The sequence below is a fragment of the Streptomyces sp. NPDC017940 genome, assembly GCF_044328435.1.
In the GTDB taxonomy this organism is placed as follows: Bacteria; Actinomycetota; Actinomycetes; order Streptomycetales; family Streptomycetaceae; genus Streptomyces.
Genome location: NZ_JBIRHJ010000002.1, coordinates 647125 through 672232, shown reverse-complemented (window position 1 = coordinate 672232; position 25108 = coordinate 647125). Strand labels below are relative to the sequence as shown.

Annotated in this window: 11 protein-coding genes and 1 pseudogene; 5 read left to right on the top strand and 7 right to left on the bottom strand. The window is 74.2% G+C overall.

What is annotated here, in order from left to right; genetic code table 11:
- Positions 1-45: 45 nt before the first annotated feature.
- Complete coding sequence (locus tag ACH4DX_RS08450) at positions 46-1320, top strand: acetylornithine transaminase (RefSeq protein WP_398154512.1); 1275 nt, start codon at positions 46-48, stop codon at positions 1318-1320.
- Between the two features lie 683 nt (positions 1321-2003).
- Entirely contained in the window at positions 2004-3296 is a 1293-nt protein-coding gene (locus ACH4DX_RS08445; protein ID WP_398154511.1) for a cytochrome P450, read from the top strand.
- Between the two features lie 556 nt (positions 3297-3852).
- Here ACH4DX_RS08445 and ACH4DX_RS08440 read toward each other — a convergent pair.
- Positions 3853-4096: pseudogene (locus ACH4DX_RS08440) on the bottom strand (hypothetical protein); the annotation flags it as partial.
- A 423-nt stretch (positions 4097-4519) separates the two neighbouring features.
- Between ACH4DX_RS08440 and ACH4DX_RS08435 the strand changes: the two are divergent.
- The 3 genes from ACH4DX_RS08435 to ACH4DX_RS08425 all read left to right on the top strand — a co-directional run bounded on the left by ACH4DX_RS08435 (position 4520) and on the right by ACH4DX_RS08425 (position 8935).
- A complete protein-coding gene (locus ACH4DX_RS08435) occupies positions 4520-6775 on the top strand; it encodes an MMPL family transporter (RefSeq protein ID WP_398154510.1) in 2256 nt (751 codons plus the stop codon).
- Positions 6776-6950: 175 nt separating this feature from the next.
- Complete coding sequence (locus ACH4DX_RS08430) at positions 6951-7835, top strand: DUF4097 family beta strand repeat-containing protein (protein ID WP_398154509.1); 885 nt, start codon at positions 6951-6953, stop codon at positions 7833-7835.
- Between the two features lie 68 nt (positions 7836-7903).
- A complete protein-coding gene (locus ACH4DX_RS08425) occupies positions 7904-8935 on the top strand; it encodes a Ppx/GppA family phosphatase (protein ID WP_398154508.1) in 1032 nt (343 codons plus the stop codon).
- Between the two features lie 49 nt (positions 8936-8984).
- On the opposite strand, the gene ACH4DX_RS08420 is transcribed toward ACH4DX_RS08425, so the two are convergent.
- From ACH4DX_RS08420 to ACH4DX_RS08395, 6 genes are read right to left on the bottom strand one after another with little or no spacing between them, the layout of a single operon-like run.
- Positions 8985-10259: a Rieske 2Fe-2S domain-containing protein gene (locus tag ACH4DX_RS08420; RefSeq protein ID WP_398154507.1), complete on the bottom strand. Its 1275-nt coding sequence runs from the start codon at positions 10257-10259 to the stop codon at positions 8985-8987.
- Positions 10260-10308: 49 nt separating this feature from the next.
- Positions 10309-13047, bottom strand: coding sequence for a PEP/pyruvate-binding domain-containing protein (locus tag ACH4DX_RS08415; RefSeq protein ID WP_398154506.1), 2739 nt, complete (start codon positions 13045-13047; stop codon positions 10309-10311).
- On the bottom strand, positions 13044-14183 hold the full coding sequence (locus ACH4DX_RS08410) for an SAM-dependent methyltransferase (RefSeq protein ID WP_398154505.1): 1140 nt from the start codon (positions 14181-14183) through the stop codon (positions 13044-13046). The genes ACH4DX_RS08415 and ACH4DX_RS08410 overlap by 4 nt, the downstream gene beginning before the upstream one ends.
- The gene (locus ACH4DX_RS08405; RefSeq protein WP_398154504.1) at positions 14171-15001 is read right to left on the bottom strand and encodes a thioesterase II family protein; all 831 of its coding nucleotides are present in this window, start codon (positions 14999-15001) and stop codon (positions 14171-14173) included. The genes ACH4DX_RS08410 and ACH4DX_RS08405 overlap by 13 nt, the downstream gene beginning before the upstream one ends.
- Before the next feature lie 48 nt (positions 15002-15049).
- A complete protein-coding gene (locus ACH4DX_RS08400; RefSeq protein WP_398154503.1) occupies positions 15050-23251 on the bottom strand; it encodes an aminotransferase class I/II-fold pyridoxal phosphate-dependent enzyme in 8202 nt (2733 codons plus the stop codon).
- Between the two features lie 11 nt (positions 23252-23262).
- On the bottom strand, positions 23263-25107 hold the full coding sequence (locus ACH4DX_RS08395) for an amino acid adenylation domain-containing protein (RefSeq protein WP_398154502.1): 1845 nt from the start codon (positions 25105-25107) through the stop codon (positions 23263-23265).
- Position 25108: the final 1 nt, after the last annotated feature.

Here is a 25108-nt window from a genome sequence, read left to right as displayed (position 1 = left end):
CCGACAGAAGGCCGCGACGAGCGCGGCCGTCACCGAGGGGATGCGATGAACACAGGCAGAACCGCCAGTACCGCCACGGGCGGCGCGAGCGGCTCCGGCGAGACCGGTGACACCGGCGCCGCCGCGGGGGAGCGGGGCAACACCAAGCTCACCGAGCGCTGGCAGGCGTCGCTCATGGACAACTACGGCACACCGCGGGTGCCGCTGGTGCGCGGTGCGGGCGCCGCGTTCTGGGACGCGGACGACAAGAAGTACCTCGACTTCCTCGGGGGCATCGCCGTCAACTCGCTCGGCACCGCGCACCCCGCCGTCGTCCGGGCCGTCAGCGAGCAGATAGCCCGGCTCGGCCACGTCTCCAACCTGTTCGTCGCCGAGCCGCCGGTGCTGCTCGCGGAGCGGCTGCTGCGGCTGACCGGGCGCTCGGGGCGGGTCTTCTTCGCCAACTCCGGCGCGGAGGCGAACGAGGCGGCCTTCAAGATCGGCCGGCTGACGGGCCGGCGCCGCATGGTCGCCGCCCAGGGCGGCTTCCACGGCCGCACCATGGGCTCCCTCGCCCTCACCGGACAGCCCGCCAAGCGCGCCGCGTTCGAACCGCTGCCCGGTGACATCACGCATGTGCCGTTCGGCGACGCCGAAGCGCTGCGCGCCGCCGTCGACACCGACACCGCGCTCGTCGTCATCGAGCCGATCCAGGGCGAGAACGGCGTGGTCGTCCCGCCCCCCGGCTATCTGGCCGCGGCCCGTGAGATCACCCGCGCCGCCGGGGCGCTGCTCGTCCTCGACGAGGTGCAGACGGGCATCGGACGCACCGGCCACTGGTTCGAGCACCAGGCGCACGGCGTCGAGCCCGACGTCCTCACACTTGCCAAGGGCCTCGGCGGCGGCCTGCCCATCGGCGCGACCCTCGCCTTCGGGCCTGCCGCCGACCTGATGGCTCCCGGCGCGCACGGCACCACCTTCGGCGGCAACCCCGTCTCCTGCGCCGCCGCGCTCGCCGTGCTCGACACCATCCACGGCGACGGACTCCTGGACCACGTCAAACGCCAGGGCGAGAACCTTCGCCAGGGCATCGAGGCCCTCGGGCACCCGCTCGTCGACCGGGTCCGCGGCGCCGGGCTGCTGCTCGGCATCGTCCTCACCGAGCCGTGCGCCCCGCAGGTGCAGCAGGCCGCGCAGGACGCGGGGCTCCTGGTGAACGCCGCCCTGCCCGACACCATCAGGCTCGCCCCGCCACTGATCATCGGCGAGGACGAGGTGTCGGCGTTCCTGCGCAGGCTGCCCGGCGTACTGGACCGGGCGCGGCGAGGATCCGGCGCCTGACCGCGCCCGAGCCGCGGCTGGCCGTCTCCGAGCCGCGGCTGGCCGTGCCTGGGCCGTAACTGTGCCGCGGCTGGCCGCACCTGTGCCGTACCTGTGCTGTGGCTGGCCGTGCCTAGGCCGTACCTGTGCTGCGGTGGCCGCGCCTGAGCCGCAGCTTGGCCGTGCCTGAGCCGCGCCCGACCGCACCCGAGCTGTGCCTGAGCCGCGCCCGACCGCACCCGAACAGCGCCTTCGCCGCGTCTGACCGCTCCTGACCGCACCGACTCGACGGGCCGTCCACCCGGAGGTGGACGGCCTTCGTCGTGCGCTCCGGCCCGCGGCCGAAACCCGGTGGCGGAACCGGAGTGAGCCGTGCCGGTTTGCAATGGCGCCATCATGATGCCATGGTGGCGTCATGGAATCCGTGCCGCAGTCCGGCCGTCTCCGCCACGCGCTGCACGCGTGCCCCCGCACCGGCATACGCAGCGCCTGACCCCGGCGCCCGACCCCCGCGTCTCCGCCGCCCTTCCTCGCGTCTTCGGCGCCACCCTCCGCCGCTCACCGGCGTGACCGCCCGGCGGCCTCCCCGCACGCGGCTCCCGTAACCCCTCGCAGCTCTCGCGCAACTCTCGCGCGGCCCCGGCACCGTACGGTCCCCGACCGTACGGGCGCACTCCCGCACACCCTGAAACAGGTGAAATATCGTGACTTACCAGTCACTGAACCCTTCGTCGCCGCCCACGTCACCCCGCACGTCACCCCCCACATCACCCCCCACGTCACCTCCGACCCCGTCCCTCGCCACGCTGGTCGACGCCTGGCAGGCACCCAAGGAGCACTTCTGGCTCCGCGGCACCCCCGCGGAGCGGCCCGTCGAGTTCGACGGCGACGGCGCGATCGGCCTCTGGAACGTCTACGGCCACCCGGAGAGCGTCGAGGTCCTCTCCAACCCCGGTACCTACTCGTCGGACACGGTGCCGGTGCTCGTACCCGATACGCCGGAGTACGAGAAGAGCGGCCTGCTCACCCAGATGGACCCGCCCGACCACCGCAAGCTGCGGCGCCTCGTCAGCCGGGCCTTCACGCCGCGGCTCGTGGCCGCCCTCGAGCCGCAGATCGCCGCGCTCACCCATGAGCTGCTCGACCGCGCCGACGAGCGCGGCACCGGCACCCTGGAACTCGTCGACGACGTCGCCCACCCGCTGCCGGTGACCGTGATCGCCGAACTGCTCGGCGTGCCGAGCAGCGACCGCGTCCTGTTCCGGGAGTGGAGCGAGGCGATGATCCCCCGCGACCACGCCTCCGTCGGGGACGCGTTGACCACCGAGTCCGCCGCGGCCGTCTTCGACCTGTCGCGCCGGATGGGCGAGTACTTCGCCGGGTACGCCGAGGAGCGTAGGAGCCACCCGCGGCAGGACCTGCTCACCCACCTGGTCCTGGCCGAGGTCGACGGCGAGCGGCTGACCGGCGCCGAGATCGGCAACCTGGCCCAACTGCTGCTCGTGGGCGGGCACGTCACCACGACCATGACGCTCGGCAACGCGGTCCTCTGCCTGGCGGCGCACCCGCACGAGCGGGAGCGGCTGCGGCGCGACCCCGCGCGCCTGCCCGGCGTCGTCGAGGAGACCCTGCGCGTCCTCACGCCGTTCCAGGTCTTCCACCGCGTCACCACCGAGGACGTGCGGCTCGGCGGCCGGACGCTGCGCGCGGGGCAGGTGGTCGCGGTGTGGGCCGGCGCGGCCAACCGTGACGAGCGGGTCTTCGCCCACCCCCAGGAGTTCCGTCCGGAGCGCGACCCCAACCCGCACCTCGCGTTCGGCAGGGGCATCCACTTCTGCCTGGGGGCGCCGCTCGCCCGGCTCGAGGGCAGGGTCGCGCTCGGCATCCTCCTGGAGCGCTACCCGGAACTGCGCACGGATCCGGACAACCCGCCGGTCCTGATGCGGAGCCCCGAACTGACGGGGCCGCGTTCGCTGCCGCTGGTCACCGGCCGCTAGGGGGAGCACCGGCCGGGGCCGGGGAACCTGTGGTCCTCGGCGGGCTCGCCGAAGCCGGGGCCGGGGCCGTCGTCCGGTCGGAGCGGGCCGACGAGGGAGTGGAAGACGTCGTCAAGGGTGGAGCGGTGCACCGTGATCGCGTCCGCCTCGATCGCCGCGCCGTCCAGGGCGTCCAGCACGGCCCGCACGTCCGCGACACTACAGTCGCTCGGCAGGTGCAGGGTGCGTTCCTCGTGGTCGGCGCGGACGCAGTCGAAGAGCTCGGCTGCCTCCGCCATGCCGGTGGAGGTGCCGAACTGAAGCCGGATGGTGCCGCCGCACGGCCCTTCGGCGGACAACGGGATCACCGGCGCCACGGCGTCCGACGCCCCCGTGCCACGCGCCATCGCGTCGGAAACCGTCGCGTCGGATGCCCCCGTGCCGCACGTCATCGGGTCGGACGCCATCGCGTCGGATGCCCCCGTGCCGCACGCCACCGCGTCCGAAGTCATCGCGTCCGAAGTCATAGCCCCGGAAGCCGTCCTGCTCCGCGCACCCACCACGCGGTCCCGAGCCGAGGGCGGCGGTGTCACCACGAACTCGGGTTCCAGGCCTCGCAGTTGTACGACCACCGAACCCGGTGCGAGGTCGCGGTTGACCTCGCCCATGGCGGCGCACAGGGCGTTGAGCAGGGTGAGCCGGGCGGCGGTCCGCAGGGGGCCGGTGAGTTGCCGGGCGAGGGCCCGGGTCTCGGCTCCGCCCGCGTCCGCGGCGACCGCGAGCTCCTGGCGGAGATCGTCGAGGTACGGGGTGAGGTCCATGACGTCATCATGGCACAACGATGGCGCCATTCAAGCGCCAACAGAGGTACGCCGGACTGCCTGGCTGGATACCGGCCCTCCTGGGTTTTGCCGGAAACCGACCGTGCGGCCGGTGGATGCGGGGGTATACGGGAAGGCGCGGCGGTCCGGAGCGGGCGGGTCGGCCGGGACTGCATTCCCGGCCTGGGGCGGGTGAGGCGATGTGCGGGGTGCGTTCGGGCAGGTGGAGCGCGACGTCGTGGCGTGCTCCACGGCACGCACGCCGGGCGTGTGAGCCATCCCTTCCCTGCTGGCGCCGCAGCTGCGCCAAAGTGAGCTTGCCGTGGCGCCATGGTGGTGCCATAGTTGCGCTGCGGGTCGTACGCCGTACAGGAGCAACGACCGTCCCCTCGTTCCTGACTACCCGACAGGAGTCCCCCCGCCGTGGCTACCCTCCTCTACAAACTGGGCCGCTTCGCCTTCCGGCGACGCGGCATGATGGCTCTGCTGTGGGTGCTGATATTCGGCGGTGTGGGTTACGCCGCCTCGTCCGCCCCGACGCCCCCCGCCGACACGTTCTCGATGCCCGGCACGGAGTCGCAGAAGGCGTACGACCTGCTGGAGGACAAGTTCCCGGACGCGAGCGCCGACGGCGCCACCGCCCGCGTGGTGCTGCGGATGCCCGGCGACGGGAAGATCACCGACCCCGGGGCCAGGGCCAAGGTCGGCAAGGTGGTCGCCGAACTGCGCAAGGCGCCCCAGGTCGCCAATGTCAGCGACCCCTACGCGGGCGGCGCCGCCGTCAGCAAGGACAAGTCGACCGTCTATGTGTCCGCCACCTACAAGGTGATCGCGACCAAGGTGTCCGAGAAGGCGCACGACGCCCTGGACGACACGCTGGCCGACGCGCGCAAGAGCGGTCTGCGGGCCGAAGCGGGCGGTGACGCAGTCAAGGTGGAGCAGACGATGAACGGTTCCGCCGAGGCCGTCGGCATCGCGGTCTCCGCGATCGTCCTGCTGCTCACCTTCGGCTCCCTGATCGCCGCGGGCATGCCGCTGCTCACCGCGCTCGTCGGTGTGGGCGTGGGCATCTCCGGCATCACCGCGCTCGGCTCCACGCTCGGCCTGTCGTCCACGACCACCACCCTGGCCATGATGATCGGGCTCGCCGTCGGCATCGACTACGCCCTGTTCATCGTCTCTCGCTACCGGTCCGAGATCGCCGAGGGCCGTGAACGCCAGGACGCCGCCGGCCGGGCCGTGGGCACCGCGGGCAGCGCCGTCGTCTTCGCGGGGCTCACCGTCATCATCGCCCTCGGCGGCCTGATCGTGGTGAACATCCCGATGCTCACCAAGATGGGCATGGCGGCCGCGGGCACCGTCGCCGTCGCCGTCCTCATCGCCGTGACCCTCGTCCCCGCGCTCCTCGGCTTCGCGCCCATCAAGGTGCTCGCCCGCAAGGACCGCGCGCGGTACAAGGGCAAGGCGCTCTCCGCGCGCAAGCAGCGCAAGGCCGAGAAGCGGGCCGCCAAGTTGCAGCGCCCCAACCTCGGTGCCCGCTGGGCGCGCTTCGTGCTCCGCCACCCGGTCGGTGTGCTCCTCCTGGCCGTCGTGGGCCTCGGCACCGTCGCCGTACCCGCCGCGAGCATGAAGCTCGGCCTGCCCGGCGAGGGCACCATGGCTCCCGACACCACCCAGCGCAAGGCCTACGACATGATGTCGGAGTCCTTCGGCAAGGGCTTCAACGGCGCCCTGATGGTGACCATCGAGGACAAGGACGCCAAGAGCGAGTCCGCGGGCGTCCGTGCGAAGATGGCGAAGGAACCGGGCGTCGAGTCCGTCGGCCCCGCCGTGCTCAACAAGGCGGGCGACACCGCCATCGTGAACGTGGTGCCCACCACGGGGCCCGACGAGGACGACACCAAGGACCTGGTGAAGTCCCTGCGCGGCATGGCGAAGGACATCAAGGCCGACCACGGCCCGGAGATCCTGCTCACCGGCCAGACGGCGTCGTTCATCGACTTCTCCAAGACCCTCGACGACGCGCTCCTGCCCTACCTCGGCACGGTCGTCGGCCTGGCCTTCCTGCTCCTGATGCTGGTCTTCCGCTCGATCCTGGTGCCCCTGAAGGCCGCCCTCGGCTTCCTGCTCTCGGTGGCCGCCGCGCTCGGCGCCGTGGTGGCGGTCTTCCAGTGGGGCTGGCTCGCGGACGTCTTCGGCGTGGACCAGCCGAGCCCGATCATGAGCACGATGCCGATCTTCATGATCGGTGTGGTGTTCGGCCTCGCGATGGACTACGAGGTGTTCCTGGTGACGCGGATGCGCGAGGCGTACGTGCACGGCGTCGAGCCGCGCGAGGCGGTCGTCACCGGCTTCCGCTACGGCGGACGAGTGGTCACCGCCGCCGCCATCATCATGATCAGCGTCTTCTCCGGCTTCATCATGGAGGAGAACGACCTGGTCAAGATGATCGGCTTCGGGCTCGCCGTCGCGGTGCTCTTCGACGCCTTCATCGTCCGGATGGCGCTCGTGCCCGCGCTGTTCGCCCTGCTCGGCCGGGCGGCGTGGTGGCTGCCGAAATGGCTCGACTGGCTGCTTCCGAACATGGACGTCGAGGGCGAGAAGCTGTCCCGGCGCCTGGCCGCGCAGCAGCAGACCCGGCCCTGGCAGCGGCGGCGCGAACCGCAGTACCGCGGCTGACCGCAGCGCCTTCGCCCCCGGGCGTCCACACAGCGGGCTCCTCCGGCCTCACCGGCCGGCGGGGCCCGCTCCCGATGTCGGCCCCGCGCGGCGCCGATCCCCCGTCGGCCCGCGCGGCGCCGACCCAGCACGTCCCCTCGGCGGGGACGCCCGGCAGAGTCACGAGGAGGGGACCTTGCCCACGTTCGACACCCCAGAGCCGATCACCGCCACGATCCACATCGCCGTCGGCGTCGCCCACATCACCGCGGGCGGCCGCGCCATCACCGTCGTCGAGGTGCACCCGCGCGACAAGGACAACGACGCCGACGTCCGGGCGGCGCACGGCACCCGCGTCGACTTCGTACGCAACCGCCTCACGGTACGGACGCCCGAACCCGGGCTGCGGCGCGGCGACGCGGGCGCGGTCCTCGTCGAGGTACGGCTGCCCGGCGGCTCCCGGCTCAACGGCACCGCGTCCCTCGGCGACTTCACCGGCGACGGCCCCCTCGGCGCCTGCGCCCTGAACACCCTGGACGGCGACATCCGCCTCGACAGGACCGGCCCGGTGCGCCTGCGCACGGAGCGCGGTGCCGTCACCGTCAACCACATCGACGGCCACGCCGAGGTCACCACGGGATCCGGGCGGGTGCGCGTCCACGAGATCGACGGCGCCGCGGAGATCAGGAACTCCAACGGCGACACCTGGGTCGACCTGATATCCGGCGAACTGCGGTTGAAGGCCGCCAACGGCAACGTCTCCGTGGGCCGCGCGTACGCCGACGTCGCCTCGAAGTCCGCCGGCGGCGACATCCGCATCGCGGAGGTCGCCCGGGGCCGCGTCGACCTCCAGACGCAGACCGGCAACCTGGAGATCGGCATCCACCCGGGCACCGCGGCCTGGCTCGACGTCACCTCCCGGGCGGGCACCGTGCACAACGACCTCGGCCCGGTCGACGGCCCCGGCCAGGGGGCACAGACCGTGCACGTGCGCGCCCGCACCGGCCTCGGCGACATCGTGATCCGCCGCGCCCAGGCTTTCCCGGACGCGGGAGGTGACCGAAAGGTTACGGCCAGTTGAAGTACGGGAAAACGCCAGGCGTACTCGGTGTGGGGCGTGGCGTGAAGCCCCCTGGGTACTGAGGGAGCATGCGAGTGAGCGTGCTGGACGTGGGATCGCGCACCGTGCGCCTCGTGGTGGCGGATGCCGCTGGTGGGGCGCCGCTGCCCGTGCACACGAAGAAGTGGAAGCTGAGGCTCTGCGACCGGGTCGCACCCGGCGCCCCCTTCGACGAGGAGGCCGTGCGCCTTCTGGTACGAGCGGTCGACGCCGCGGCGTCGACCGCCGGACGCTGGGGTTCCGCGCTGCCGCTCGCCTTCGCGACCGCCGTGGTGCGCGACGCGCCGAACCGCGTCGAGGTCCTGCGCGCGGTGCGGGCGAGCACCGGCGTCGCCCTGTGCACGCTCCCCGGCGAGGTGGAGGCCGAGCTGACCTTCCTCGGTGCGCGGCGCTGGCTGGGCTGGCAGGCGGGGCCCCTGGTCCTGTTCGACATCGGCGGTGGCTCGCTGGAGGTGGCCTTCGGGCGGGGGCGCCTGCCGGACTTCGCGGTGTCGCTGCCGCTCGGCGCGAACCGGCTGACCCACGAGTTCCTCACCGGCGACGACCCGCCGTCCGCGCAGACGGTCAAGGCGATGCGGCGCAAGGTGCGCCACCAGCTGCGGGACGTGGGGGCACGGATCCGCTGGGAGGGCCCGCGCACCGCGGTCGCGACCTCGCGCACGTGCCAGCAGCTGGCGCGGCTGACCGGTGAGGCCCCCGGGCGGCGTGGTCCCTTCGTGCACCGGAGCCTGGAGCGCGAGGCCCTGCGCAGGTCGCAGGAGCGACTCGCCCGCCTCCCGGTGTCCGAGCGGGCGCGGCTGCCGGGGATCTCGGCGCCGCGGGCCGCGCAGAGCCTGGCCGGAGCGGTCGTCGCGCACACCACCATGAAGCTCATGGGCATCGACACGGCGGAGGTCTGCCCCTGGGCGGTGCGCGAGGGCATCCTGCTGCGCCACATCGAGGAGGGGCCGCAGTGGTGGGCCGGCCTGACCGCACGGCTCACCGACGACCCCGAAAGCGCCGACGACCCCGACGACACCGCCGTGCCCGCACCGGTGGCGCTGCGGGTGGCCAGGCGCTGACGCCCCGTGGCGCACGTTCCGGCAGGCGGTGCCGGAACGCGCGCCGGGGTCAGGGCGAGGTCCTGCTCAACCCGCCCGCACGGGCCTCCTTCCTGGCCCGCCGGTCCCCGTTGCCAGGGCCATGGCCGTTACCGCCGGCGGGCACCGCCTCCCGGCCCTGGCCCGCGGCCGGACCCGGGACCACCGCACCCGGCTGCGCCTCAGGAGCCTCCACCGCCACAGGCTTCTCCGCCGTCGCAGGCTTCTCCGCCGCCACAGGCCCCACAGGCGACTTCGCCGCCGCGCGCTCCTCCTCCGCCGCGCGCGCCTCCGCCTTCAACCGGTCGCGCATCTGGAGGAACTTGGCGTTCAGCTCGTCCACGGCGATGAACTTGTTCACGCCGCGCTCACTGACCTTCGGTTCCTGCCGGGCCATGATGTCGTTGTCCTGCCGGTCCTGGACGTACTGCTCCATCATCAGCGACAGCCGCAGGATCGGCGGCCGCAGCTGCTTGACCGGCACCATCTTCTTGAGCAGCGGATACTCGTAGAGCCGCATGATCGCCTGGGTGTTGTGCTCGTCGATGGGCACCAGCCAGGTCGTGACCTCCAACAGGCCCTGCCGTACGTGGGTCATGCACGGCGCCTGGTAGATGAGGTCGAAGTGCCAGATGTTGGAGGGGTTGCCCTCCTCGCACTGGTCGAAGGTGTTGCGGATGATCGTGCCCTCGACGTCCACGCGATGGTTCACGATCTTGTTGGCGGCGATGTAGCGCTCCCGGCCGTCCAGCCAGAGCTTGCGCCAACTGCCGTACATGAAGGTGTAGTCGATGATGTTCGCCCAGTGATCGCGGTGCACGAACGTCACGTGGTAGAACTCGAGCAGGCTCTCGATGTAGCGCGTGTAGTGCACCGGACGGCTGAAGGTGATCGTCTCGTACGGCCGCGGGTGCTCCGCGAGTTCGCGCGCGAGGGCGATGTCCGGCAGGACCTCGCGCTTGTCGCCCCACCACAGCCACACCAGGTCGTGCTGTTCGCGCACCTCATAGGTGTCGACCTTCAGGGACGCCGGGATGCGGCCCTCCGCGCCGAGCGCGGGGACGTGCCGGCAGGTGCCCTCGGTGGTGAACCGGAAGCCGTGGTACGGGCACGCGATCGAGTTGCCCACCAGGCGCCCGTCGGCGAGGTTCGCGCCCTTGTGCGGGCAGCGCGCCGACTGGCACACCAGCCTGCCGTCGAGGTCGCGCCAGAGCACGAGCTCCTCGCCGAGGCGCCGCACGCCGGTGGGGGTGTCCTTCTTGATGTCTTCGGTCCGCAGGATCGGATACCACTGGTTCGGGATCATCTGGAACGTCTCACCTTCCTCTCGTGTACCTCGCGTGCCGGCGGGGCGCTCAGCCCTCCACGACCTCGACGACACCGGTGTCGCCGTCGACCATGACCATGTCGCCGGTGTTGATCACTTGCGTGGCGTACTTGGTGTTGACCACCGAGGGCACGTTGAACTCCCGGGACACGATCGAGCTGTGCGAGAGCATCGAGCCGATGTCCGTGACGACCCCGCCGGCGATGGCGAACAGCGGCGTCCAGGAGGCGTCGGTGTGCCGGGTGACCAGGATCTCCCCGGCCTGGAACTCGTCGGCCTGCCACACCAGGTCCTCGACGATGCGGGCCCGGCCCACGATCCGCCCGGGGCTCGACCCGAGCCCCGCAAGGCGCGCCCCGTCCTTCACGGGCCGCACCGCGCGCGTGCTGTCGTGCTCGCCGACGAAGGTGAGCGGCGGCTCCGGCAGCCGGTTGCGGTACTCGTGCACCCGCCGCCGCTCCTCGGTCCGCGCCCGCGGGAACACCGCACGCGCGGGCAGCTCTGTGGCCAGATAGCTTCGTACGTCGGCGAAGTCGAGGTAGGCGACCTCGTCCAAGGAGTGCAGCAGCCCCTCGTCGACAAGCCGCCGCCCCACCTCGTACACGACGTTCCTGACCAGCCAGATCGATGTGATCATCGACATCCGGGTGGTCTCGCGCAGCTCGCTGCACAGGGCGTACATCGAGATGAGGCCTTCGACGGTCGCCCGCTGCGGCAGCGGCAGCTCCTTCAGGACCTCCCGGGCGTCGCCCTCCTGCCGGGCGCGGCTGCGGCCCATGATGTCGTCGGCGGTGAAGCCGTCGGCGGCGTAGCGGCGGATCATCTGGAAGATGTACGAGGGGTCGTCGATCCAGCGCTGGTGGGTGAGCTCCATCTCCTGGCGGCCGCGGGTGCCGTTGGCGCGCAGGAACGGCTCCATCTGCGCCTGCCAGAACGCCTCGCCGTCCGGGTCGGCGCGCAGCCGGTCCGCGACCTCCTCCAGGGGCGCCGCCTCGATGATCTCCATGACCCGCGGCCTGGCCTTCGCGGCCTGGGCGACGGCCCAGATCTCCTGGGCCGACGCGACCGTGCGCAGGCTCGACATGTCGGTCTTGATGCGGTTCTGCAAGTTGTCGCCCGCCGCGCCGAGCCAGCGGGCGCACAGCTCGGTGAGGATGCCGTAGAACCCGAACGCGTTGATGTAGTACGGCATGTAGCCGACGTGCGCGTCGTGGAAGTAGTCCAGGTAGCGGCTGAGTTCGGCGTGCAGTTCGCGGCGGCCCATCCGGGTCAGGTCCAGGCGCCGGGCCCGGTCGAACTCGTAGAGGCGGGCGTCGACCATGGTGCGGGCCCGGCCCTTCATCACCAGCATCTCGTTCGCCGTGGCCCGCAGCCAGTGCGTGGCCGACAGCAGGTCCCGCATCCCGCCGGGGAAGGTGCCGAACGGGTTCTCGTACGCCGCCAGGTCCACCTCCTCGCTCACGAACCGGCGGGTGAAGTGCCGCTGGTCACGGGTGGGCAGGGCCTGGCCGAGGAGGTAGGAGGTGTAGGAGATGTTGAGGTACACATGGCCCTGGAGGAAGCCCATGTGCAGGCCCACGTCACCGGTGTCGCGGACGCCGAGCGCCGCCGCGCAGTCGCCGTGCACATGATCCTGGTAGTGGCGGGCGAAGCTCAGGCCGAGCGGTGTCATCAGGCCGACGAAGATCTCCCCGATGTCCATGCGCGACCAGAGGGTGCCGTGCCGCACGGCGTCCGGCTGTCCTTCGAGGCGTTCGGGGAGGTAGGGGCTGCGGGCGTCGCCGGAGGTCTCGGGCCGGGGCCCGGTGGTGATCGGGCGGGCCTGGAGCAGGTGCAGCGCCCCGTCGCGCAGCGCCCACTCGATGTCCTGCTCCGCGCCGTACCGGTCCCGGACGTCGAGGGCGAGCCGCGCGAGGGCGGCGAGCTGGTCGCGCGTCAGGCAGGGGGCGTCCCGGTCGGCGGCGTCGACCTTCGTCATGCCGATGCGTCCCGGCGCGAGCGGCGCGCACTTGGTGACCTTGTAGCGCACGCGTTCCTCGACGACGTCGAGCGTGCGGTCGTCCACGACGAAGAAGTCGCTGGAGACCCTGCCGGACACCAGGCCCTCACCGAGCCCGCAGCAGGCCTCCACCACCAGGCGGTGCGGCCTGCCGCCGATCGGGTCGACGGTGAAGAGCACCCCGCTGACGTCGGCGGGCACCATCTCCTGCACGACGACGGCGATGGCCCCCGCCGCTTCCCCGGCGCGGTAGGCGGCGGCGCGGTCCGACCACAGCGAGGCCCAGCAGGCCTTGACCGCGTCGAGCAGCGCCGCGTCCCCGGACACATCGAGGACCGTGTCGTGCTGACCGGCGTAGGACCGCTCGGCGGAGTCCTCGCGCGGCGCCGAGGAGCGCACCGCGACCCGCGGGCGGCCGAGGGCCTCGTACGCCGCGAGGACCGTGCGGGCGAGCGGCTCGGGGACGTCCCGGGCCAGGACCGCCTCGCGGACGGCGGCCGGTGGCGCGGAGCGGGCCTCGGCGGCGCGGAGTTCGGCGGTGAGGCCGCTCTCGCGCAGGAACAACTCGAAGAGCCCGGTGGTGAGGCAGAAGGCGGGCGGCACCGGAAGCCCCGCCCTGATCAGCTCGTCGAGCCGCGCGCCCTTGCCGCCGAGCTCGCCAGGACCCGCCGTGTGCGGGCCGCCCAGCACGGCCACGAGGTCCGCGTGCGCAGCCGCGCCCGCGGGCGCGGTGGTCGCCCAGGACCCGGTCGTCGCCTTCGCGGTCATGACGCGGCCCCCTCGGCGGTGACGGTGGAGCGGGCCGGGAGCGCCCGGGCCGGGCCCGTCGCCGCGTTGCTGCCGGTGAACGCGCGGAACGCCTGTCCCGGCAGCACCCGCGAGGCCCGTACGTCGTCGAAACCGGCCGCGCGCAGCTGGTCGAGCAGTTCGTCCTCCCGCGGCAGGGGCCCGCCGAACCTGGCGTACTCGAACCACAGGTTGAGCACTTCGATGCCGAGGGTGCCGCTGCCCCGGCAGGACGAGGTGAGCAGCAGCGTGCCGCCGGGGGCGAGCAGGGAGCGGGCGCGGGCGAGGACCTCGGCGCGTTCGTCCTGCGGGAAGTAGTAGATGTTGTTGTGCATCGTCACGACGTCGAACTGCGGTTGCAGGTCGAGCGTGCGCAGGTCGCCGCGGCGGATCTCGACGCGGTCCGCGAGCCCCCACTGGGCCATGTTCTTGGCCGCCCGCGCGGCGACCTCCGCCTGGAGGTCGATGGCGAGCGCGGTCAGGCGCGGATTGAGCCGGGCCGCGTACCGCACGTGGGCGCCGCTGCCGCAGCCGACCTCCAGGAGCCTGACCGGCGCGGTGCGCGGCAGCGCCCTCCTGACGGCCGCCTCGACGAGGCCGCGCACCACCAGGGACGACCGCGCGACGACCAGGCCGTCCTGGTCGCCGAGGCCGAACCGGCCGCCGCCCTGGAGCATCCGCGGGGCGTCCCGCAGCGCCGGCACATGGAAGCGCAGCAGCTCCTCGAGAGCCGCAGCGACGGCGTCGTTGCCCTCCCGCGCGAGCGCCTTGGCGGTGCGGCTCCTGAGCCGGTAGCAGCCCTCGCGCAGGTCGAGTTCGCCGAGGCGCACCCCGATGTCGAGCCAGGCGCGCAGCCGCCGCCGCTCCTCGGGGCCCGTGCCCAGGTGCTCGGCGATGCTCTCCAGGTCGCAGGGGCGCGTCGCCATGCAGCGCAGCACGCCGGAGCCCGCGGCGGCGGCCAGGAACGACGCCCGGTACAGCGGCGTGAACAGGGTGCGGTTGAGCGCGACAAGCAGCGGAAGACGCGGGTCCGCGACGGTCCTCGCCGTCGCGGCCAGGTGCCTGAACGGCTCCTGCGCCCGGTCCTTGACGGCCCTGGCCAGGCTCAGTGGGTCCATGAGGGTTCCCTCTCCTCGGCGGTACGGGTGAGTTCGGCGCGCAGCTCACGAAGGAGCGGAAGCCGTGCGGGTCCGTGCAGGAAGAAGTGGCCGCCCCGCACCCTGCGGTGCAGCAGGGAGGCGGCGGTGTACGCCCGCCACGCCTCCACCTGGGCGGGCAGGGCGATCGGGTCGCGGTCCGCAGAGAACGCCGTCATCGGACAGCCGAGCGGGCGGCGCGGCCGCCAGCGGTAGCGCGCGCACAGCGCGAGGTCGGCGCGCAGCACCGGCAGTCTGCGCTCCAGGTAGGCGCTGCCCACCCGGTCGTCGGGGCGCAGCGCGCCGAGGTCGCGCACGAGCTGCCGCAGGGCGTCGTCGCCGAGGTCCTGGCCGTCCGGGCCGCCGTACAGGTGCGGCGCCCTGCTGCCGGACACGAACAGGTGCCGGGGCCCGGACAGCCCGCGGTCCCGCAGCGCGCAGGCGACCTCGTAGGCGAGCAGCGCGCCCATGCTGTGCCCGAAGAAGACGTGCCGGGCCCCGGGGGCCGCGTGCCCGGCGGCGACCAGGGCCTCGGTCGCGTCCCGTGCCAGTTCCGCCATCTCCGTGTACGGGGCCTCCTCGCTCCGCAGGCCGCGGCCGGGCAGCAGGACGGGTACGACGGTGACGCCGGGCCCGACGCCGTCCGCCCAGTCGCGGAACACGGACGGGGTGCCGCCCGCGTAGCCGAAGCAGACGAGGCGGGGCCCCGCGGGGTCGGCGGCGGGGTCGGGCGCGGGCGCGAAGCCGGGTCCGGTGAACCAGGCGCGGGCCGGCGCCCGCGGCCGTTCGGTGCGGGGCATCGGGTTCCTCTCGGGCTCGGGGCGGGCGGGATCGCGGACGCGGGGACGTCAGCGCGGGACGCGGGCGCGGCCCTCGGGCGTGTCGAGCCAGGCGAGCGTCAGCCGCACGCCCTCCTCGAAGCCGACCTCGCTCTTGAAGCCGAAGTCGTCGCGGGCACGGTCGACGGCGTAGGACTGGTCGCGGTCGAAGAGGTGCACCGCGTGCCGGGTCAGCACCGGCCGTGCCTTGAGCCGCAGCGCCCCGTAGAGCCCCTCCGACACCGTGGCGACCCCGCGCGCCACCGGCGCGGGCAGGCTCAGGAAGGGCGGCTTCACCCCGAGGCCGCGGGCCAGGGCCTCGACGTACTCGCGCCAGGTGGTGGGGTCGGCGTCGCGCAGGTTGTAGGTGCCGCCCGCGGCGCTCGCCGACGCACAGGCGGCGATCATGGCGTCGGCGGCGTCGGCCACGTACAGGAGCCCCGCGGGCACGTGGCCGCCGCGGATGTAGACCATCTGCCTGCTCAGGAGCAGCGTGGCGATCTCGACGACGAAGTCCTTGCTGCGCGGCCCGTACACGCTCACGGGGCGCACCACGGTCAGCGGCAGGCCCGCGCGCGCCGCGGCCTCGCGCACGGCCTGCTCACCGAGGAGCTTGCTGCGGTTGTAAGGCAGCCCGATGTCGCGCGGCGGGGTGTCCTCGTCGCAGGGGCGGACCGGGTAGCCGTACACGTCGGTGGTGCTGACGTGCACGAAGCGCTCGACGCCGCCCGCGTGGACCGCGGCCTCGACGAGGTTGCGGCTGCCGTCGACGTTGACGCGCCTGAAGTCCGCCCAGGGCCCCCAGTCCGCGGACAGGCCCGTGCAGTTGTACACGTGCCGCACCCCGGTGGCGGCCCGGCGCAGGCTGTCCGCGTCGCCCAGGTCCCCGACGGCCACCTCGACGTCGGCCCCCGCGAAGGCGGAGCGGTCGCTGCCCGCACGGACGAGGGCACGCACGCGGTGGCCGCGTTCGGCGAGGCGCCGGGTGAGGTGCCCGCCGATGAACCCGGCCGCGCCCGCCACCAGGACGTCGGGCGCGGTGGAGGAGGCGGAGGGTGCGGGGGCCGTGGCGGGTGCGGGGGAGGGGGCGGCGGCCGTGGTGGCGGGCGGCGTCTCCGCTGCCGTTTCGGGTGGCGTCTCCCGAGCCGTCCCGGGGGGTGTCTCCGGGGCCGTCCCGGCGTGCGGCCCGGTGGGTGCGGTTCCGTTCGTCCTGCGTTGCGTCATGGCGTGCCCCAACAAGTCCAGTGCGCGGTCGAGTTCGTCCTCGGTGTGGTCGGCGTTGACGAAGAAGCGCAGGCGGCACTCGTCGCGCGGCACGGCCGGGTAGCCGATCGGCATCACGTTCACGCCGAGGCGCAGCAGCGCGTTGGAGAGCGCCATGGTCTCCTCCCAGCCGCCGATGACGACCGGGACCACCGCCGAGGCACGCGACACGCCGATGTCGAGGCCGCGGGCGCGCGCCGAGTCCCGGAAGTGCTCGGCGAGGTGCCGCAGCCGGGCCACGCGCTCCGGTTCGTCCCGCAGGACCCGCAGCGCCTCCAGGGCGGCGGCCGTGTTGGCGGGCGACGTGCCGGTGCTGAAGATGTGCAGCGGCGCGGTGAACTTCAGGTACTCGACGATCGTGCGCCGCGCCGCGACGTAGCCGCCGAGGCTGCCGACGGCCTTGCTGAGCGTGCCCATCCACAGGTCGACGTCGGCGCGGTCGACGCCGAAGTACTCCCCGATGCCGCGCCCGGTGCGCCCGAGCACCCCGAGGGAGTGGGCCTCGTCGACCATCAGCAGGGCGCCGTGCCGGTTCTTGACGTCGATGAACTTCGGCAGGTCGGGAAGGTCCCCGTCCTGGCTGTAGGCGCCCTCCACGAGGACGAGGGCGCGGCGCGCGCGGGCCCGGGACCCGGCGAGCGCGCGGTCGAGCGCCCGCCAGTCGTTGTGCGGGAAGGGCAGGCGCCGCGCGCCCGACAGGACGCTGCCGCGCACGGCGCTGTCGTGGATCCACTCGTCGTGCAGGATCAGGTCCTCCGGGCCGAAGAGGTGCCCGATGGTGGCGACGTTCGTTGCGTGCCCACCCGCGAAGACGATCGCGGCCTCGGTGCCGAGGAACGAGGCGATCTCGGCGTCCAGTCGATGGTGCAGCGGGGTCTCGCCGAACAGCAGCGGCGTCGCCGAGCAGGACGTGCCGTACCGGTCGACGGCGGCGCGGGCGGCCCGCCGGACGCGCGGATGGTGGGACAGGGCCAGGTAGTTGAAGGCGGAGAAGTTCAGGACGGTGCGCCCGCCGACACTGGCCCTGGCGCTGTTGTAGCCCTCGTGGGTGCGCCCGTAGGGATTGTCCCCGTCGGCGGTGGCCTGCCGGAGCCGCCCCTGGAGCTCGGCGTACTCCGGCCACTCCTCGAAGACGCGTTCCTGCCGCACGGGCGGGTCGGTGGTGCCCGGCGCCGCGGGGGCGGCGGGCGCGGGCACCGGCAGGGCGCCGGCACGCACGGGTGCGGCGCCCGTGAGGAGCGCGGCGAGCTGCGCCACCGTCGGGTCCTCGGGCAGCTGCTCGCGGTTCCCGTCCAACCATCCCGGGAACAGCCGTCGCAGGGCCCGCTCAAGCTCCGTACGCATCAGCGAGTCGAAGCCCAGGTCGGCGCCGAGGCGCGCGTCGTGCGGGATGTGCTCCACGGGGTGCCCGCAGACGCGGGACACCTGCGTGAGGACTTCTTGGGGGGCGTCGGGGGCGTCGGGGGCTTGCGGGGCTTCCGGGGCTGGGGTTGCTTTCCGGGGTACGGGAGCGGCTTCCCGCGGTACGGGAGTTTCTTGCGGTACGAGGGTTTCCTGCGGTACGGGATCTGCTTCCCGCGGTACGAGGGCTTCCCGAGGTACGGAACCGGGGCCGGAGGCCTCTCCCGGCGGAGGCGGCGTGAACCAGTACCGCTCCCGCTCGAACACCGCGTGCGGCACCGGAACGACAGGGCCGCGCCGCCCTTCGTCGAGGGCCGCCCAGTCCACCGTGGCGCCCGCGCAGTGCAGCCGCCCCAGGGACTGGAGCAGCGTCTCCCAGTCGCCCGCGGCGCCCGGCACGGCTCCGGCACGGCCCCGCCGCAGCGACGGCAGCCACAGCGGCGGGTCCGCGTCCGGGCCGGACTCCGCCGTGCCGGAAGCCGTCATCGACCGGCCGAGCCCGAGCAGCGTCGGATGCGGGCCCACTTCCACGAAGGCGCCGCAGCCGAGGCGCCGCAGCGTGCCGAAGCCGTCGGCGAACCGCACGGTGCCGAGGAGATGGTCCACCAGGGCGTCGCCGTCGACGCGCCCGACGACCTCGCCGGTGGCGTCCGACACCCACGGGACGACGGGCTCGGCGAAGCGCACGGTACGCGCGGCCTCGCGCAGCGGCTCCGCGGCGCCCGCCATGAGCGCCGAGTGGAAGGCGCCCGACACGGCGAGGGGCTTGACCACGACGGAGCGCTCCGCGAGCGCGGTGCGGGCCCGCTCGATCTCCGCGCGGCCACCGGACAGCACCAGATGCGTGGGCGAGTTGACGGCGGCCACGGACAGCGGTCCGTACCGTTCCGCGACGTCACGCACGGTCGACGCGTCGCCCAGGCAGGCGATCATCGCGCCGTCGCCCGGCTGTTCGTCCATGAGCCTGCCGCGGATCGCCGCGAGCCGCAGCGCGTCGTCGAACGTCATCGCCCCGGCCACGCACGCGGCGGCGTAGGCGCCGACGCTGTGCCCGAGCACGGCGGCGGGCCGTACGCCCAGGCACATCCACAGCTCGGCGAGCGCGACCTCCAGGGCCACGAGCGCGGGCTGGCAGTAGCGGGTGGCGCGCAGCCGCGTGCCGTCGTCGGCGAACAGCAGCTCGGTCAGGGGCACGCCGATGTGCGGGCGCAGCACGTCGTCCGCCCGGTCGATGGCGCGGGCGAAGGGCGGGTGCGTGTCGTACAGGCCCTTGCCCATGCCCGGGTACTGCGTGCCCTGGCCGCCGAACAGGAACGCCGTGCGCGGGCCGGGACCGTGCCCGGCCGTGCCGCGCACCACGGCCGTCGAGGCCGTGCCGCCCGCCAGTGCCTCGAAGCCCGCGTCGAGCGCCGCCGCCGACCCGCCGACGATGACCGCGCGGTGCCCGAGCCGGGCCCGTCCGGTCCCCGCGGACCGGCACAGGTCGGCCACCGGTACCTCCGGGTGCGCGGCCAGGTGGGTGCGCCAGCGCCGGGCCAGGGTGGTCAGGGCGGTCGGCGTGTGGCCCGACAGGCACAGGGCGTGCACCGGCCGCGCGGTCGTGGGGGCGGGCGGGGGCTCGGCCGGCTCGGTCGGCTCGGGCGGTGACTCCAGGACGACGTGCGCGTTGGCGCCGCCGAACCCGAAGGAGCTGACGGCCGCCCGCACCGGCCCGCGCCGCGGCAGCGGCGTACGGCGCGTCGGTACGTCGAGGCCCGCGCCGTCGAAGTCCAGTTGCCGGTTGGGCGTGGTCAGGTGGAGCGTCGGCGGCACCTCGCGCTCCCGTACGACGAGCGCCGCCTTGATGAGGCCCGCGACGCCCGCGGCCGCCTCCAGGTGCCCGATGTTGGTCTTCACCGAGCCGACCAGGCACCGGGCGCCGTCCGGCCGCCCCATCCCGTACGCCGCCGCGATCCCCTCCCACTCGACGGGGTCGCCGAGCGGTGTGCCCGTGCCGTGTGCCTCGACGTAGTCGACTTCCTTGCCGCTCAGCCCGGCGCGCGCCAGGGCCTGCTCGACGACGGCGCGCTGGGCGGAGCCCCGGGGCGCGGTGAGGCCGTTGCTGCGGCCGCCGTGGCCGGTGGCCGAGCCCCTGATCACGGCGTGCACGCGGTCGCCGTCGGCGAGGGCGGCCGTAAGTGGCTTCAGGCAGACGAGGCCCGCGCCCTCGCCGCGCACATAGCCGCCCGCCGCGTCGTCGAAGGTGCGGCAGCGCCCGTCGGCCGACAGCATCCCGCCGTCGGCGAACGCCACCGAGAGGCCGGGCGTCAGCATCAGGTTCACTCCGCCCGCGAGCGCCAGGGAGCACGCGCCCCCGCGCAGGCTGTCGCAGGCCAGGTGGACGGCTGTCAGGGACGACGAGCACGCCGTGTCCAGGGCGAGGCTCGGGCCGCGCAGGTCGAGCGCGTAGGACAGCCGGCCCGCGGCGACGGCGTGCGCGTTGCCGGTGGCGCCGTGCACGTCGACGGTGTCCAGGCGGCCCATGACCACCTCGGCGTAGTCGTGGCTGCTGATGCCGACGAACACGCCGGTGTCGCTCCCCGCGAGCGACGTCGGGTCGCTGCCCGCGTCCTCCAGGGCCTGCCAGGCGGTCTCCAGGAGCAGCCGCTGCTGGGGGTCCATGCGGACGGCCTCGCGCGCCGACAGGCCGAAGAACCGGGCGTCGAACTCCTCGACGCCGTCGACGAAGCCGCCGAAGTCGGGCGCGGCGACCCGCGTGGCGTCCCAGCGGTCCCGAGGCACCTCGGTGATCGCGTCGCGGCCGTCGCGGAGCAGCCGCCAGTAGCTGTCCGGGTCCGGCGCGCCGGGGAAGCGGCAGCCGATGCCGACGACGGCGATCGGCTCGTGCCCACCGCCGTCGGGCAGGGGCTGGAGGGGCTGGAGCAGCTGTTCGGGCTGTTCGGGATGCCCACCCGACCGCGTGGTCGCCGTGGTGCGAGGTAACGGAGTGGGCGCGGCGGACCGGGCGGGCACGGTGGCGCGCGCGGGCACGGTGGTGTGGGCCCGCACGGTGGTGTGCGCGTTGTGGTGCGCGGGCACGGTGGTGTGCGGCGTCGGGGCGGGCTCCGCGGCGGTCGTGGCGAGGTGGGCGGCGATGGCCCGGATCGTCGGGTGGTCGAAGACAACGGTCGCGGGGATCTCGCGGCCGGTGCGGGCGCTCAGCTCCGCGAGGACCGCCACGGCCTGCTTGGAGTCGAGGCCGAGGGACGCGAGCGGCAGGGCCGGGTCCACCGCCGCCGCGGCGAGCCCGAGCCGTTCGGCGACACGGGCGGTCAGCCAGGACCGCACGGCGTCGGGGTCCCAGACGGCGCCGACCGGGACCCGGGCGGCGAGCAGCCCGGTCAGCGTGTCGACGCGCGGACGGACGAGCAGCTCCCCGACCGGGATCGCGACACCGTGCCGCCGCTCGAGCTCGCCCACCACGGACAGCAGGTCCTGGTAGCCGAGCCCGAGCTCGGCGAACGTCTGCGGGGCCGCGTCCGGCGGGCCGCCGCCGATGTCGACGTAAGCGCGCAGGACCTCCTCGACCGCCGCGCCCGCCGGTTGCCGCGGCGGCGGCCCGGCCTCCGGGGCGGCCGGCGACGGTGTGTCGCGGGCGACGCTGGCCGCCACCACCTTCAGGCCGAGGCCGAGGAAGTCCCGGCGGCAGGCCTGGCGCTGGATCTTACCGCTGGTGGTCCTGTGCACCGTGGACCGCTTCAGCAGGACGACGGCGTGCGGTGCGACCTCGTGCTCGTCGGCGATGGCGGACCGCAGCCGCGCGAGCAGCCCCGGCGCGTCGTCGGCCCGCCTACCGTCGATCTCGTACGCGACCACGAGGCGCTCGGCACCGTCCACCTCGACGGCGAAGGCGGCGCCGCAGCCCTTGCGGACGGCGGGCTCCGCGCGCTCCACGGTGCGTTCGACGTCGTGGGGGTAGTGGTTGCGGCCCTGGACGATGACGACGTCCTTCGTACGGCCGACGACGTGCAGCTGTCCGCCGCGCAGGAAGCCCAGGTCGCCCGTGCGCAGATACGGCGTGCCGCTCCCGCCGCCGTCGTCCTCCCCGTCCAGGAGGGCGCGGAACGTCGCCTCGGTGGCCTCCGGGCGGCGCCAGTAGCCGCGGGCCACGCTGCCGCCCGCGATCCACACCTCGCCGACCGTGCCCTCCTCCGCCACGCGGCGCCGCGTCCCCGGGTCCACCACCGCCACGTCGAGGCCCGGCACCGCGGGACCGCAGCCCACGACCCGGGTGACCCGGCCTCCGGCGGCCGGGGCCGCGTGGCCCGCGCCGAGCGCCGCGGTGTCGAACTCCCCGACGACGGGGGGTTCGTCGGCGCGCACGCCGGTCACCATCAGGGTGGCTTCGGCGAGGCCGTAGCACGGCAGCAGCGCGGCGCGCCGGAACCCGCACGGCGCGAACCGCTCGGTGAACCGGTCCAGGGTGTCGGCGCGCACCGGCTCCGCACCGTTCAGGGCGAGGCGCCAGTGGCTCAGGTCGAGCCGGTCACGTTCCTCGTCGGTGATCCGGCCGACGCACGCCTCGAAGCCGAAGTCGGGGGCGACGCTCGTCGAGGCACGCGTCTCGGACAGGGTCCGGAGCCACAGCAGGGGGCGGCGCACGAACGACATCGGGGCCATCAGGTGCGCGGGGAACCCGCCGTACAGGGGCGACAGGATGCCGCCGATCAACCCCATGTCGTGGTACGGCGGCAGCCACGACACCATCGCCGACCCGGTGTCGTGCGCCAGCCTCCGGTGGATGGCGGAGAGGTTGTGCAGGAGATTGCCGTGGCCGACCATGACGCCCTTCGGCGCGGACGTCGAACCGGACGTGTACTGGAGGAACGCCAGCGAGTCGGCGCTCAGTCCGGGTTCGCGCCAGTCGTCCGCGTGCACGGCGCCCAGGCCGTCCGGCGCGCCGCCCCCGGCGCCCGGCGCGCCCGGTCCTTCGGTGCCGCCCGTCACCAGCCACCGCAGCCCGCCGAGCCCGAGCGCGGCGAGCTCGTCCCTGCGGTCGCCCGCGAACCGGGACAGGCCGCCGGTGGTGAGCGCGTGCGTGGCCCCCGAGTCCCGCGCGATGGCGGCGAGCCGCGGCATGGTCTGCCCGAAGCGGCGGGTGTCCGGCGGGTACGCGGGCACGGCGAAGGCCCCCGCGTACAGACACCCGAGGAACCCGGCGATGTAGTCGAGCCCGGGCGGATGCAGCAGCAGCACCGGTTCGCCCGCCGCGCCCTCGTGCTGGAGCAGGGCGGCCACGCGGCGGGCCTGGAGGTCGAGTTCGCCGAAGGTCCAGGAGCGCTCGGCGCCGGTGCCGCCCGCCGGGCCGGTGGCGTCGGTGCCGTACGCCTCGGCGCCGGGTGTCGGGTCCGCGTGCCCCGCGATGTCGTGTCCCGCGGTGTCGGGCCGCGCGGTCCCGGTGGCGTCGGTGCCGCTCAGGAAGCGGTAGGCGAGTGTGTCCGGCCGCTGCTCGGCGTGTCGGCGCAGCACGGCGACGAGGGTCCGCGGCGCGTCGCATCGGCGGTGGTTCTCGCTCGGGCCTTGGGTCATGTATGTCTCCGTCACTTGCCGGGCACGGCGCGCGGGGCGGTGGCGGGCGCGGGCGCCGCGCCGCCGAGGCGCCGGTAGTCGGTCTTGCCGTTGGCGTTGCGCGGCAGTTCGTCGAGGCAGGTGGCCGTGCGCGGCACCATGTAGCGGGGCAGGTACCGCGCGCAGTGCCGCTTGAGCTCGATGAGCCCGGGCCGCGGGGTGCTGCCGCTGAGCGTGAAGTAGAGGGCGACGCTGCTTCCGTCGCCGGTGCCGGAGCCGGAGCCGGAGGGTGAGCCGTTCCCGGCATCGGGGCCGGTGGGGGAGCCGTTCCCGGTGTCGGAGCCGGTACCGCCGGGGGTGACGACGACCGCGGCGTGCGCGATCCCGGGGTGCCGCAGCACGGCCGCCTCGATCTCGCCCAGTTCCACGCGGTGCCCGGCCAGTTTCACCATGCGGTCCTTGCGGCCCCGGTACACGAGGGCGCCGTCGTCGAGGCCCACCAGGTCGCCGGTGTGGTGGCGGCCCCGGCGGTGCGAGGCCGCCGCCGGCTCGGACTCGCGGCGCCAGTAGCCGGGGGTGACGCAGTCGCCCTCGACGACGAGTTCCCCGAACGCGTCGGGCCCGGTCAGCACCCGGCCCGCATCGTCGACGACGGACACCTCGGCGCCGGGCAGCGGGGTGCCGATGGGCACGGGCTCGTGCCGGGACAGGTCCTGCGTGCGCACCCGGTGGTACGTGCACACGTTCGTCTCGGTGGGCCCGTACAGGTTGTAGAGCCCGGTGTCCGGCGCTAGCCGGGCCGCGAGCGCGCGCAGCTGCGGCATCGGGAACACCTCGCCCGCGAACAGCACGTACCGCAGGCTCCTTGCGGTGTCGGCGGTGAGCGCGCCCGAGGCCGTGAGCAGGTGCAGCACGGACGGCACCGAGTACCAGACGCTGACGCCGTGCGCACGGATGCCCGCGGCGAGCGCGCCCACGTCCCGGGTCGCCGCGTCCGGCACGATCCACAGGCCCGCGCCCGCGGACAGGGCGGTGAACAGGTCGAAGGTCGACAGGTCGAAGTTGAACGAGGCGTGGCCCGCGAACACGTCGCCGGGCCCGACATCGAGCTCCTCGCGCGCCCACCGGATGAAGCACGCGAGGTTGCGGTACGTGATGCGGACGCCCTTGGGCGTTCCCGTCGACCCCGATGTGTACAGGATCGCGGCCAGGTCGTCGCGCTCCAGGGACGGCAGCAGCACGACGTGCCCCGCGGCGCTGGAGGTGAACGCGGACCAGCCGTGCACGGCGGGTTGGCGAGGTGCCCCGCCGGACGGCGCCCGGCGCCGGGTCCGGTCCGGGCCGCCGCCGTCGGGGCGCGGAGGCTCGTCGTCGGTGAGCACGACCGCCCGCACCGACGCGGGGAGCGGGCGGTCGGCGAGGGACGTCAGGCGCCGGCTGTCCGTGACGAGGACGACGGGTTCGGCGTCCGCCAGGATGGTCCGTACCCGCGCCACCGGCTGCCCGCCGTCCAGCGGCACGTACGCGCAGCCCGCGTGCAGCGCGGCGAGGATCGCCTCCGCGTAGCGCGGCTCCTTGTCCGCCCAGATCGCCACCCGGTCGCCGACCTCGGCGCCGAGCCCGAGCAGCCCCGAGGCGACGGCGGCGACCTGCGCGGCGAGTTCGCCGTACGTGCGGGCGCCGGGCCCCACGAACGCGGGCCGCGCCGACTGCCCGGCGTCCTGCGGCCACGGCTTGCGGATGAGCGCGACATCGGACGGTGCGGTGCGGGCGGGCCGGGCCCGCGCGGAGGGGGCGGAGGGGCCGCGGGTGTCGTACGGGCCGGGGGGAGGGGTGGCGGTGGTGGGCCGGAACAGGTCCCGCGCGCGGAGGGTCATC

Coding starts and splice junctions, on each gene's coding strand:
- ACH4DX_RS08420 (WP_398154507.1), bottom strand. CDS start 10,259: ATGATCCCGAACCAGTGGTATCCGATCCTGCGGACCGAAGACATCAAG.
- ACH4DX_RS08450 (WP_398154512.1), top strand. CDS start 46: ATGAACACAGGCAGAACCGCCAGTACCGCCACGGGCGGCGCGAGCGGC.
- ACH4DX_RS08395 (WP_398154502.1), bottom strand. CDS start 25,107: ATGACCCTCCGCGCGCGGGACCTGTTCCGGCCCACCACCGCCACCCCT.
- ACH4DX_RS08425 (WP_398154508.1), top strand. CDS start 7,904: ATGCGAGTGAGCGTGCTGGACGTGGGATCGCGCACCGTGCGCCTCGTG.
- ACH4DX_RS08405 (WP_398154504.1), bottom strand. CDS start 15,001: ATGCCCCGCACCGAACGGCCGCGGGCGCCGGCCCGCGCCTGGTTCACC.
- ACH4DX_RS08415 (WP_398154506.1), bottom strand. CDS start 13,047: ATGACCGCGAAGGCGACGACCGGGTCCTGGGCGACCACCGCGCCCGCG.
- ACH4DX_RS08400 (WP_398154503.1), bottom strand. CDS start 23,251: ATGACCCAAGGCCCGAGCGAGAACCACCGCCGATGCGACGCGCCGCGG.
- ACH4DX_RS08410 (WP_398154505.1), bottom strand. CDS start 14,183: ATGGACCCACTGAGCCTGGCCAGGGCCGTCAAGGACCGGGCGCAGGAG.